The sequence below is a fragment of the Streptomyces sp. NPDC001348 genome (assembly GCF_053597535.1).
Genome location: NZ_JBSFIK010000081.1, coordinates 1 through 12820 on the forward strand (window position 1 = coordinate 1; position 12820 = coordinate 12820).

The window sequence follows — 12820 nt, forward strand, 5'->3', positions numbered from 1 at the left end:
AGGCGTTGCCGAAGGCCATGCCGGCGATGGTGCCGGCGTTGTGCATCTTCTCCCGGGCGTCCGACCGTACGGCGCGGTCGTTCACCGCGGCTTCGATGTTCTCGAAGATCAGCCGGATCGCGTGCAGGGCCAGGCCGTCGGTGAAGTCGTTGGCGTAGACGGACACGTACGCCTCGATGGCGTGGGTGAGCGCGTCGAAGCCGCTGTCGGCGGCCAGGGTCGGGGGCAGGTCCGCGGTGAGCAGCGGGTCGACGATGGCCACGCTCGGAGTCAGTGCGTAGTCGGCGAGCGGGTACTTCTTGCCGGTGGCCGGGTCGGAGATGACCGCGAACGGGGTGACCTCCGCTCCGGTCCCGGAGGTGGTGGGTACGCAGACCAGGCGGGCGCGGGCACCGAGCTGCGGGAAGCGGAAGGCTCGCTTGCGGATGTCGGAGAACTTCTGCCGCATGTCGGCGAAGTCGATGTCCGGGTGCTCGTAGAGCAGCCACATCACCTTGGCCGCGTCCATCGGGGAGCCGCCGCCGAGCGCGATGATCGTGTCCGGACGGAAGTCGCGCATGAGTTGGGCACCGCGCTGGACCGACTCGATGCTCGGCTCGGGTTCGACGTTGTCGATGATCTGGAGGGTGACCGGCTCGTGGCGCCGCTGCAGGACGCGGCTGACGCGGTCGACGAAGCCGAGGCGGGTCATGGTGGCGTCGGTGACGACCGTGACCCGGTGGATGTCCGGCATGGAGGCCAGGTAGCGCAGGGACTGCGGCTCGAAGTAGACCTTCGGTGGGACCTTGAACCACTGCAGGTTGTTGCGGCGGGCGCTCACCCGCTTGATGTTCAGCAGCTGTGCGGCGGAGACGTTGTCGGACACCGAGGTGTGGCCCCACGAGCCGCAGCCGAGAGTGAGTGACGGCAGCAGGCTGTTGTAGATGCCGCCGATCGCGCCTTGCGAGGAAGGGGCGTTGACGATGATCCGTACGGTCTTCATGCGTCGGCCGTACTCCTCCGCGAGCTCCGGGTCCTCGGTGTGGATGACCGCGGTGTGGCCCTGGCCGTGGAAGGCGACCATGTCGGCGGCGAGGTCGAAACCTTGTTGTTCGGAGCCGGCCCGCAGTACGGCGAGCACCGGGCAGAGCTTCTCGCGGGTCAGTGGTTCGTCCGGCCCCACCCGGTCGGCCTCGACCAGTAGCAGCGAGGTGCCGTCGGGCACGGTGAAGCCCGCCCGCTCGGCGATCCATGCCGGGCTCTGGCCGACGGCCGCAGCGTTGACCTTGGGCTCGCAGCCCGCGTTCGCCCCGCCGGCCGGGAACAGGAAGGCTTCCAGTGCCGCTTTCTCCTCGGCGGTCGCCAGGTGTGCGTGCAGCGTGCGGAACTCGGCCAGCGCGGCGTCGTAGATCTCTTCGTCCAGGATGACGGCCTGTTCGGAGGCGCAGATCATGCCGTTGTCGAAGGACTTCGACAACACCAGGTCGTTGACGGCCCGGCGCAGCTTCGCGCTCTTGTGCACGTATGCGGGAACGTTGCCCGCGCCGACTCCCAGGGCGGGCTTGCCCGCCGAGTAGGCGGCCCTGACCATGGCGTTGCCGCCGGTGGCGAGGATCAGCGAGACACCGGGGTGGCGCATCAGGATGCCGGTCGCCTCCACCGACGGGGTCTCGATCCACTGCACGCAGTGCTCCGGCGCGCCGGCGGCCACGGCCGAGTCCCGGACGATCCGGGCCGCCTCCGCACTGCAGCGCTGGGCGGAGGGATGGAAGGCGAACACGATCGGGTTGCGCGTCTTCAGCGCCATCAGGGCCTTGAAGACGGTGGTGGAGGTCGGGTTGGTGACCGGTGTGATCGCGCAGACCACACCGACCGGCTCGGCCACCTCGACCATGTCCTCGATGTCGTCGCGCGCGATGACGCCGACGGTCTTCATGGGGCCCATGCTGTGCGTGACGTGCTCGCACGCGAACACGTTCTTGGCCGCCTTGTCCTCGAAGACCCCGCGCCCGGTCTCCTCCACGGCCAGGCGGGCCAGCGCGGTGTGCTGGTCCAGGGCGGCGACCGAGGCCTTCTTGACGATGTGGTCGACCTGCTCCTGGGTCAGGGCGTCGTAGTCGGCGAGTGCCTTCAGGCCGTTCGTGACCAGTCGGTCCACGGCGACGGCGATGTCGGACGGCGCGTCGGCGGCTGCCGTCGCCTCGATCTGGGCCTCATGACGGGTCATTGGGGAGCGCCTCCGTTGACGAGAGCCGTCGGCGGTGGCCGACGGCGTGCGGACGGGAGCGGCAGCGCGGGGGACCGGCGCCGCTCACGCCTTCACTGTCGTCCTGCCCGGTCCCCGCTCCCAGGTGCCGATGGTCCCTTCCGGGGGCTGACCGGCACTGGCCCGGCCTGGCCGAGAGGCCTGGCCGGGCTCCCTCCCCGCTGTGGAGGGGGGAGGGAGCCCGGCATCGCACCGGCGGATCATGAAGGCACTATTCGCGGCCGCTGTCGGCTCGGCCGCCGCGCCACGGAGGCGGAGTGGCCGGCCTGCGGGCCTCCTCCTTACGGTGCAGGACACGGTTGACCTGGCTGCGCAGTCGGTCCTGGAGCCGGTCCGCCAGTTCGTGTGCCGTGGCCTCCTGAGCATGCACGACCACGAGGTTGTTGCCCACGACGAGCTCGGCCCCGGCGGACCAGGGCCGCTCCGCGTGGTGCGCCACCGCCCTGGCCACTCTCACCGCACCGCTCACGGCAGGAAGACCGGTCCGACCGAGCACCGCGTCGACCTTCTCCCGGAGGTACGCGACGGCTTCCTCTTCCACTTCGCCTTCCACGCGCACCTCCACGGCGACGGTGCTGGTGGCGTGAGTGTCGGTGTCCTTGGCAGTCATCTGCTCCACTCCTTCTGATCGTTTGGCAGCGGCTCCAGACTCCAGCGAGCACTGGGCGCAGCCCAGGGCTCTCAGGCCCCTGCAGTGGGGCCAAAGGACCTGCGTCGCGAGGGGTGGTGAGATGCGGGCTAGGGGCCCTTTCAAAAAGCTGGGATCTTGCGGGCGAGGGTCATGCAGTCGGCGAGCTGGAGGAAGGCGTCATGCATGTCGTCGCGGGTCTCCCCGCGGGGCCGTAAGCGACGCGGGCCGTGGAGCCAGGCGATGGCGGACTCGGCAACCCATCGCACCTGGCCCAGGCCCGGCCATGTGCTTGACCGCGTCGGGCGATCTTCGGGACGATGCCGCGCTCGCGCAGACGGCGGCGGTACACGTCGTGGCGGTAGCCGCGGTCGCCGCACAACACCCGGGGTTTGCGACGGGGCCGGCACCGCTTGCCCCGCACCGGCGGCACGACGTCGACCATCGGCAACATCCGCGTGCCGTCGTTGCGGTGTCCGCCCGTCGACGACGGCACGCAGCGAGGTGCCGTGCGCGTCGGTCAGCGCGTGGTGCTTCGAGCCCGGCCGCGCACGGTCAACCGGACTCGGGGAGATCATTCTTCAACGACCCCTCAGGGCGCCTGGGCTGGGGCGTGCAAGCGGGGCAGCGCAGGGGGTCGGAAGGGGTTCTGACCGCCCCGCGTCCCGCGCCTGTCCAGCTTCCATGCCCGCCGGCCAACGAGACATCACGAACCGGACGGCGGCCGACTGCACCGGAGCCCTGGAATGGACTGAGACCGATCACGCTGAAGCCCGGCTGAAGATTTGAAAAAAGATCTAGGAATCTCGAAAGCAGAGCGGTTGACTGGTTCTACGGCAACAGCCATCCTTGTCGTATTTGCGGGATTCTTCAGGGGGAGGAAGACCGGTGACGTCATTCGGCGAAGCCCTCAGTGAAGCCAAGTGGTTCGCAATGCAAGCCCAGGTCGAGGCCGGCGGGGTGGTCGAGCTCACTGACGCGGCCATCAGGAGTGCAAGAGCAGGGCTGCCAGTCGATGGATCGAGGATCGTCGGCATGGCCGAGAAAGCCGAGAACAACATTCAAAGCGCCAACGCACTTGTGAGGCAGTATCCGCAGATCGGCCCTCAGGTGAGCTCCATTCTTTGGGTGACCAGAGATTCGCTTGACAGTAGCGAGCGCCGTCTGAGGCAAGTACTCCATCCATTTGACTTCGAGAAGCTCGCGCGAACGATCAAGACCACAGTGGAAATAGTCGACAAAATTGTCACACTGTACGGAAAAATGAAAAAGTAGTAGCAGCGCCCCGGCATAGCCGACGGCCACTGAGCCGACCCCACTCATGAAGGGACCAGCGAGTGGGTACGCGCGCCAGTGGTGTCCGTACCCCACCATCTGGCGTTCGACCGGGATGTGCTGGCATGCCCGTAGTACACGCTGGTGCGTGGATCAGCCCACGGCAAGGGGCAAGGCGGCCCGCTCCCGAGGCGTCGGAGGCGGTTCGCTCGGGCGTCCGACTCGTCTCGGCCGCCCGATGGGTTCTCGCGGCTCGGTTGGGGGAGAGGACTCCCCAAGTGAGAAGTGTCGAGGGGGAGTTGGATGCATCAGGGGGAAGTTCCTGCGGGAGCGGGAGCGTCGGCATTGGACGGCGTGCTGGAGTCCGCGGACCTGGCCGTCACCGTGGTCGGGCCGAGCGGTGCAGATCAGGACGCCGCGACCGACGAGTTGAGGGAATCGCTGGCGGAACGGGTCCCGGCGCTGGTGGCCACGAGAGTCAAGCCTGATGGATTGACCCAGGACGCGGGGATGATCCTGGCCATCGTGCTCGGTTCCAGCAGCGTCACCATGCTGGCCACCGGGCTCGCGTCGTGGCTGCGCCGCCGCTCGGAGTTCAAGTTGGTGCTCAAGCGGCGCAAACGCAACGGGGAGACGGTCGAGGTGATCCTCCAGGGCCGTCCCGACGAACACACCGAGCAGATGACCAAGGACTTCCTGGAGGGGTGACGCAGGTGCTGGACCCCGCCCGTACACTCTCCGTCATCACCGGGGCGCAGGCCTGGCCCCGCTTGGACTCCTTCGAGGCGGCGCCCGCCTTTGTGAACTCGGCCACCGCTCTGGCTGGATACCTGGGCGCGGGCGGGTTCGGGACCCCTCCGGAGAACATCCTCAACCTGTTCGACAAACCGGACGCCGTGGCGCAGTACGACCGGATCGCCGACTTCCTCGGCACCCGCGCCAAAGCTCTCCACGCACCCCACGGCGAGGGGCTGCTCATCATGTTCCACTACATCGGACACGGGGCATTCTTCGGCACCTCGCGCGACTACTGCCTCCTGGTCTCGGACACCCGCAGCCCGATGGAGGCAGACACCAGCCTGCGGGTCGCCTCGCTCGACCGCTTGCTGCGCCAGACCGTGCCGCTGAGCGCCCGCATACTGTTCCTGGACTGCTGCTTCGCCGCTGAGGCCGCCCGGATCATGCAGGGAACAGTCGAACAGGAAGTCAGTACGAAGAGCGAGGAGATCCTGACAAACGCTCCGCTGGACCGTGGGGTTGCGCTCTTCTGCGCCGCCGGCGCGAAGGACCCCGCCCGGCTGGCCAGCAGGGACAGCCACACGCTATGCAACTGGGCGCTCCTCACGGCCCTGCGCACCGGTGACCCCGGCCACCCGGGCCCTTTGACGCTCCGCCAGGTCGCCTCGGTGGCGGCCAAGGTGCTGGCCAGCCTCGGCCAGCCGGACGTTCCCCGGCCGGAGGTACACGTCCCAAACCAGGCCGCGGGCGATCTCGCCGCGGTCCGCCTCTTCCCCAACCCGGCGGCCCCGACGGACGGGACGCCTACGGCCGAGGGCCCGTCGCGACTACCGACGCACCGGACGCCGACCGCCGACTTCGACAAAGAGCTACGCGAAGTCTTGGCGGACATGGGCCCGGTCCGCCACTTCGCGGTGCACGGTTCGGGCCGTCCGTCGGGAATGGTCATCAACGCGGCGGCCTACCACGGCGTGGACGCCAGCGAGATCCTGGCCGTTTGGCAGACCAAAAAGGGATTCATCAATCCGGCCGAGAGTCTTGTCTTCACCCGGACGGGCATCCGCGCCAAGGACCGCTCGAAGGAACTGAGTCTGAACTACGACGTCTTCCCGCACTGCACCTTCTCAACCGGCTACCGGTTCGAGGCCAGCAGTGCGGCCGGCCGCGTGCCCAGCAGTCACTACTACTGGCTGGAGGTGGAGCACCCCGGCGGGACGTGGCAGAGCCGGTGGCTGGAGAACAGGAAGGACATCCAGAATCTCTCCAACTCCCTCAAGCTCATTCAGCGGCTGAAGTCCTAGCTGCTCCCGTGTGCACTACCCACCCGGAGAGACCGCCCGGGGCAAGGAAAGGCAATCGCTTCCCGAGGCTGTCATGATCCGCATCTCGGGTGGATCGTCATCACTCATAGCCGCTCTGCCTCCAGTAACCAGCCACAGCCGGACATCGAAGTGATCGGCGAGGCCGGCACTGTGGAGCAGGCACTGGTGCGTGTCCCCGCGCTGCGGCCGCAGGTGGCCGTGCTCGACGTCCGCCTGCCCGACGGCGACGGCGTGACCGTGTGCCGGGAGCTCCGCTCCCGCATGCCTGAGCCGGCCTGCCTCATGCTGACCTCCTTCGACGACGAGGAGGCCCTGCTGGACTCCATCATGGCAGGTGCGTCCGGTTACGTCCTGAAGCAGATCCAGGGCTCGGACCTGGTGTCCGCCGTACGCACCGTGGCCGCGGGCCAGTCTCTGCTCGACGCCAGCGCCACCACCAAGCTGATGGCCCGGCTTCGCGGAGGCCAGCAGGAGGAGCAGCAGCCGGACGGACTGCAAGGTCTGACCGAGCGGGAGCGGGAGATCCTGGCCCTGATCGGTGAGGGTCTGACCAATCGCCAGATCGGCCAGCGGCTGTACCTGGCCGAGAAGACGGTAAAGAATCACGTCTCCCGTCTGCTGGCCAAGCTCGGGGTCGAGCGCCGTATCCAGGCCGCCGTCATCGCCACCCAGGTCCAGGACCGACAGCGGCAGGAAGGGCACTGAGACCGGGAAGCCGCAGCACCTCCGGCTTGGCCTGTTGACCGGTCGCTTCGGGTGGCGTGGGGTCGCCGGGTCCTGTGGTCCGGGAGACGACCGTCCGGTGGAAGTCCTGTGCGGCTGAGCGTCAGGGGCCTCCTGTCGGCCGTCCCGTAGGAGTGGTCGATGTTGTCTCCAGCGTGTGCCGCCGATTCGTACCGGGCCAGGGGCCATTGGGCCGGGGCCAGGGCCGTCCGGCCCCGAGGCAGGTGGCAGCGACGACGGCCGCCGCCCCCGTGTCGGCGGGGGCGGCGGCCGTGGCGCGAGGATCGTGCCTCCCCCGACACGAGACTCGCGTGGAAGCCCTCACGGCTCCTGGGGGCTACGGGAGAGCCGACCCATCTCGAACGAGCCGCAAGGATGTGGCACCGTCGGCCGGTCGACGCCGTTTCGCGTGTCCGGCCGCTGCTCCTGCCCTCGATTGTCGAGCCCGGCACGGTGCTCACGATGGGGCTGGACGGGCCATGCCGTGGGCCGAGCGGCCCATGTCCTGTGGCCAGGAGTACCGGTAGGCGGACGAGTTGGGCTGTCCAGGCCCAGGGCAGCGGGACCAACGGGGTAGCGCGTGGGCCGTGTGGCCGCTGACTGTGCGCGCTGAGGGGCAGAAGGATCAGTCGCGGATCGACTCACCCACTGGTCAGCAAGGAGCTCCGCCATGCCCAGAACCACAAGAGACGGAAAGGGGACGACGCCCACGACGGCGCTCGGCCTTCCCGCCGCCTCCGCGCTCGTGATCGGCAGCATCATCGGCACCGGAGTCTTCGCCCTGCCCTCCGCCCTCGCCCCGTACGGGCCGATCTCCCTCGTCGCGTTCGTCGCCATCACCCTCGGCGCGCTCGCGCTGGCGCTGACCTTCGGGGCGCTGTCCAAGCGCGTTCCGGCCAGTGGCGGGCCGTACGTCTACGCTCGTGAGGCCTTCGGGGAGTTCGCCGGATTCCTCAACGCGTGGTCGTACTGGATCACCGCGTGGGCCGGGAACGCGGCCATCGTCGTCGCGTGGGTCGGCTACGTCGAGGTGTTCGTGAACACCGGACACCACAAGTGGGTCTCGGTGCTTCTCGCGCTGGTCGGGCTGTGGATTCCGGCCGCGATCAACCTCACCGGCGTCCGGAACATGGGCGCCTTCCAGGTGATCACGACCGTGCTGAAGTTCGTTCCGCTGGTCTTCATGGCCACCGTCGGACTGCTGTTCATCGACGCCCACAACTTCGGACCGTTCAACGCCGGCGGCCAGTCGGCGCTGGGAGCGATCTCGGCCGCGGGCGCCATCGCACTGTTCAGCTACCTGGGCCTGGAAGCGGCCTCCGTCGTCGCCGGCCGGGTCCGCGAGCCGGAGCGCAACGTCCCCCGCGCCACCGTCTACGGCACACTCATCTGCGCCGTCATCTACATCCTGGGCACCCTCGCCGTCTTCGGCACCGTCTCCCACGGCGAACTGGGCGGTTCGACCGCGCCGTTCACCGACGCGGCGAACAACATCTTCGGCGGCAGCTGGGCCGGCGACATCGTCGCCGTCGCCGCGATCATCTCCGGCATCGGCGCCCTCAACGGCTGGACCATGCTGTGCGCCGAGATGCCGTACGCGGCCGCCCGCGACGGACTCTTCCCGCGCGCCTTCGCCCGGCTGCGCGGCGAGGGCGGCGTCCCGGCCTTCGGCATCGTCGCCTCCACCGTGCTGGCCTCACTGATCACCGTGTTCAGCTACACGCGCTTCGACGACGTCTTCACCAAGATCGTGCTGCTCAGTGTGCTGACCGCCGTGATCCCCTACCTCTTCTCCGCCGCCGCCCAGCTGTACTGGCTGCTGGTACGCGGCCGGGGCAGCCTCAGCCCCCGCAGGTTCGCCCGTGACGTCACCGTCGCCGGGCTGGCCCTCGTCTTCTCGTACTGGTCGATCCAGGGCAGCGGCTACCAGACCGTCTACTACGGCCTGTTCGTTCTGCTGCTCGGCGTCCCCGTCTACGTCTGGCTGAAGCGGGGGCAGGGCGTCTACGGCGAGGCGACGGCGCCCACGGCCGCCGCGGTGATCCCGGTCCAGCAGGAGCGGGCACCTGAAACGCCCCCGCCGGCCCCGCGGCTCTCCCGGGGGCTCCGTACTCGCCGCATCGGCGGGCCCGGGAAGCGGAACGACCTCCACCCCCACGACTGACCACCACACCCCAGCACAGAGGAACCCCCGCGATGAACACCTTCCACGTCGACTCCGAGGTCGGCCCGCTGCGCCAGGTGATCCTGCACCGTCCAGGCCTCGAACTCTCCCGCCTCACCCCGCGCAACGTCGACGCCCTGCTCTTCGACGACATCCTCTGGGCCAAGCGCGCCCGAGAGGAGCACGACGCGTTCGCCCAGGTCCTGCGCGACCACGGCGCCCGCGTCCACTACTTCGCCGACCTGCTGACGCAGACCCTGGACATCGCCGAGGGCCGCGACTGGCTCCTGGACCAGGTCGTCACTGCGGCCACGGTCGGCCCGGCCCTGGTCGACCCCGTGCGCGAACTGTGCGCCGAACTCGACGGGGAGACCCTCGCCGGCTACCTGATCGGCGGCCTCCTCAAGAGCGACCTGCCGCTCGCCACCCCGCACAGCCTGGTGTGGAACGCACTCGGCGCAGACGACTTCGCCCTCGCCCCACTGCCCAACCACCTCTTCCCGCGGGACAACTCCTGCTGGCTGTATGACCAGGTGTCGGTCAACCCGATGGCCAAGGCCGCCCGGCGCCGCGAGAGCCTGCACGCCGAGGCCATCTACCGGTTCCACCCGATGTTCGCCGACGTAGCACCCGCACCCCTGCTCGACGGCCCCGTCGGCACTCTGGAAGGAGGCGACGTCCACGTTCTCGGCAACGGCGCCGTCATGGTCGGCATGGGCGAGCGCACCACCGCCCAGGCGGTGGAGAACCTGGCCGCCCGGCTTTTCGCCTCCGGTACGGCGAGCCTGCTGATCGCCGTCCAACTGCCGGCGGCCCGTGCGTACATGCACCTGGACACCGTGCTGACCATGGTCGACCGCGACGCGTTCGCCATCTATCCCGGCCTCGCGGATTCCCTGCGCTCGTGGACGCTGAGGCCCAGTGACAGTCGCGAGACCGGGTTCGACGTCACCGCGAACTCCGATCTCGCGACCGCGCTCGCCGAGGCTCTCGACCTGGACAAGGTCCGGATGCTGTCCGCCCCGCAGGACATCCGCAACGCCGAGCGCGAGCAGTGGGACGACGGCAGCAACTTCCTCGCCCTCGCACCCGGTGTGGTCGTCGGCTACGAGCGCAACGTCACCACCAACACCTACCTGCGTAAACAGGGAATCGAGATCGTCACGATCGCCGGTGCCGAACTCGGCCGCGGCCGTGGTGGCCCCCGCTGCATGAGCTGCCCCATCGAACGCGACCCGATCGCCTGAGCCGACGAGGACCCCATCATGACCATCGACCTGCGAGGCCGCTCCTACCTGAGCGAACTCGACTTCACCGCCCCCGAGATCCGCCATCTCCTCGCCCTCGCCGCCGACCTCAAGGCGGCCAAGCGCGCCGGCACCGAACAACCCCGGCTGAGCGGCAGGCACATCGCCCTGATCTTCGAGAAGACCTCCACCCGCACCCGCTGCGCCTTCGAGGTCGCCGCCGCCGACCAGGGCGCCCGCACCACCTACCTCGGCCCCGGCGACACGCATATCGGCCACAAGGAGTCGGTCGCCGACACCGCCCGCGTGCTCGGCCGCATGTTCGACGGCATCGAGTACCGGGGCTCCGCCCAGTCGATCGTCACCGAACTCGCGGCCCACGCCGGCGTCCCCGTCTACAACGGCCTGACCGACACCTCCCACCCCACCCAGAGCCTGTGCGACATGCTCACCATGCGCCAGCACAGCACCAAGCCTCTGCCGGACATCAGCTACTGCTACCTCGGCGACGCCCGCAACAACATGGGCAACTCCCTGCTCTCGATGGGCGCGTTGCTCGGCATGGACGTACGGATCGCCGCACCGAAGGCGCTGTGGCCCGAGCCCGCGCTGGTGGCCACGTGCGGGTCCCTCGCCGAACGCAGCGGAGCCCGGATCACCCTCACCGAGGACGTGGAAACCGCCGTACGCGGCGCCGACTTCCTGCACACCGACGTCTGGGTCTCCATGGGAGAACCGGCCGACACCTGGCGGGAACGGATCGAGCTGCTGCTCCCGTACCAGGTGAACGACAAGACGCTCGCCCTCACCGGCAACCCGGACGTGAAGTTCCTGCACTGCCTGCCGTCCCTGCACGACCACCGCACCCGGCTCGGTCGGGAACTGTTCGAGACCTACGGCCTGAACGGCCTCGAAGTCACGGACGAAGTCTTCTCCTCACCTGCCTCGATCGTCTTCGACCAGGCGGAGAACCGCCTGCACACCATCAAGGCCGTACTCGTCGCCACCCTGGAGGACTGAAGCCATGCGCATCGTCGTCGCTCTCGGAGGCAACGCCCTGCTGCACCGAGGTGAACGCCCGGACGCCGCCGTCCAGCAGGCCAACATCGACCGGGTCGCCACCGCCCTCGCCGTCCTGGCACAAGAAAACGAGCTGATCATCACCCACGGCAACGGCCCACAGATCGGGCTGCTCGCCATGGAAAGCGCGGCCGACCCCGCCCTCAGCTCCCCCTACCCACTGGACCTGCTCGGCGCCCAGACCGAAGGCATGATCGGCTCGCTGCTTACCCGCACCCTCCACAACGCCCTCCCGGGCCGTCGTATCGCCGCTCTCATCACCCACACCCTCGTCCGGGCCGACGATCCGGCCTTCGAGCGGCCCACGAAGTTCGTCGGCCAGGTGTACTCCGCGTCGATGGCCAAGGCACTGGCGCGCAAGCTGGGTTGGCACATCGCTCGGGACACCACCGGCTGGCGCCGCGTCGTCGCCTCCCCGTCGCCCGAACGGATCCTGGAGACGGACACCATCCACGAGCTGCTCACCGCCGGCGCACTGGTCGTGTGCGCCGGCGGCGGAGGCGTTCCCGTCACCGCCGACTCCGACACGGGCGCCCTCAGCGGCGCGGAGGCCGTCGTCGACAAGGACCTCACCGCGGCCCTGCTCGCCGAGGACCTCAAGGCGGACTTCCTGCTCATCCTCACCGACGTACCCTGCGTCTACGACCGCTACGGCACCCCGGACCAGCGCCCGGTCCTCGACGCCACCCCCGACGATCTGCGCGGCGGCGGGTTCCCGGACGGCTCGATGGGACCGAAGACGGAGGCCGCGGCACGGTTCGTGGAGCGCACCGGCGGTCTGGCGGCGATCGGCGCCCTGGACGCCGCCTACGAGATCGTCCACGGCAGGTCGGGCACGCTGATCCGCCCGGACCTCACTGCCCGCTGACGCCGTGGGAGCGGCGTCCGGCCGCGGAACGCCTTCCGGTCCGGGCGCCTACCGCTCGCCGCACCAGGTGCGGTACCAGGGCCCATGGTCCCCGCCGAAGGACCAGCGGCCCCTGTCTTGAAGAGCCCGGGAAAACGACGCTGGAATCGGGTCCCCTCCGGGCCCCGATTCAGGAGGTGGAGAACATGCCCCGCACCATCACCGTAGGCCTCGACGGCTCACCCGAGAGCCGGGCCGCCGCGGAGTGGGCGGCCCGCGAGGCGACGCTGCGCGGACTGCCGGTGAAGCTCGTCCAGGTCTGGGAGCCCGTCCCGGATCCCATGGCCCAGGCCCCGCTCCTCGGTGCCGAGACGCACCAGCACTGGACCGAGAGGATCCCCCGCGAGACCGCCGAGGGCCTGCGACTGCGCCACCCCGGCGTCGAGGTGACCACCCAGCAGCTCACCGGACGGCCCGACGAAGCCCTGGTCGGCGCGGCCGAGGACGCCGACATGCTCGTCCTCGGCTCACGCGGCCTGGGCGGGATCGGC

The 12820-nt window shown here is 69.3% G+C and carries 11 protein-coding genes and 1 pseudogene; 9 read left to right on the top strand and 3 right to left on the bottom strand.

All coding sequences use genetic code 11. From position 1 onward, the window contains the following. From adhE to ACWC21_RS41080, 3 genes and pseudogenes are all read right to left on the bottom strand, one after another. The coding region (gene adhE, locus ACWC21_RS41070) for a bifunctional acetaldehyde-CoA/alcohol dehydrogenase (protein ID WP_450889919.1) at positions 1–2206 on the bottom strand (2206 nt) is incomplete at its 3' end. A gap of 250 nt (positions 2207–2456) precedes the next feature. Beyond that, positions 2457–2855, bottom strand: coding sequence for a hypothetical protein (locus ACWC21_RS41075; RefSeq protein WP_450889921.1), 399 nt, complete (start codon positions 2853–2855; stop codon positions 2457–2459). A gap of 140 nt (positions 2856–2995) precedes the next feature. Further along, positions 2996–3448: pseudogene (locus tag ACWC21_RS41080) on the bottom strand (transposase); the annotation flags it as partial. 313 nt (positions 3449–3761) lie between these two features. Here ACWC21_RS41080 and ACWC21_RS41085 point away from each other — a divergent pair. The 9 genes from ACWC21_RS41085 to ACWC21_RS41125 form a co-directional block, all read left to right on the top strand. Next, entirely contained in the window at positions 3762–4148 is a 387-nt protein-coding gene (locus ACWC21_RS41085) for a hypothetical protein (RefSeq protein WP_450889923.1), read from the top strand. Between the two features lie 345 nt (positions 4149–4493). Next, positions 4494–4856, top strand: a complete 363-nt coding sequence (locus tag ACWC21_RS41090; protein ID WP_450889924.1) for a hypothetical protein — start codon at positions 4494–4496, stop codon at positions 4854–4856. Continuing rightward, positions 4853–6187 carry a caspase family protein gene (locus tag ACWC21_RS41095; RefSeq protein ID WP_450889926.1) on the top strand — a complete coding sequence of 445 codons (1335 nt, stop codon included), beginning with the start codon at positions 4853–4855 and terminating at the stop codon, positions 6185–6187. The genes ACWC21_RS41090 and ACWC21_RS41095 overlap by 4 nt, the downstream gene beginning before the upstream one ends. Positions 6188–6280: 93 nt before the next feature. Further along, positions 6281–6913, top strand: coding sequence for a LuxR C-terminal-related transcriptional regulator (locus tag ACWC21_RS41100; RefSeq protein ID WP_450889937.1), 633 nt, complete (start codon positions 6281–6283; stop codon positions 6911–6913). 688 nt (positions 6914–7601) lie between these two features. Further along, the gene (locus tag ACWC21_RS41105) at positions 7602–9095 is read left to right on the top strand and encodes an APC family permease (RefSeq protein ID WP_450889928.1); all 1494 of its coding nucleotides are present in this window, start codon (positions 7602–7604) and stop codon (positions 9093–9095) included. 32 nt (positions 9096–9127) lie between these two features. After that, entirely contained in the window at positions 9128–10342 is a 1215-nt protein-coding gene (locus ACWC21_RS41110; RefSeq protein ID WP_450889930.1) for an arginine deiminase, read from the top strand. 18 nt (positions 10343–10360) lie between these two features. Then, positions 10361–11362 (top strand): ornithine carbamoyltransferase, encoded by a 1002-nt coding sequence (gene argF / locus ACWC21_RS41115; protein WP_450889931.1) that lies wholly within the window; start codon positions 10361–10363, stop codon positions 11360–11362. A 4-nt stretch (positions 11363–11366) separates the two neighbouring features. Further along, the gene (locus ACWC21_RS41120) at positions 11367–12290 is read left to right on the top strand and encodes a carbamate kinase (protein ID WP_450889933.1); all 924 of its coding nucleotides are present in this window, start codon (positions 11367–11369) and stop codon (positions 12288–12290) included. 185 nt (positions 12291–12475) lie between these two features. Continuing rightward, on the top strand, positions 12476–12820 hold a 345-nt coding region (locus ACWC21_RS41125), incomplete at its 3' end, for a universal stress protein (RefSeq protein WP_450889935.1).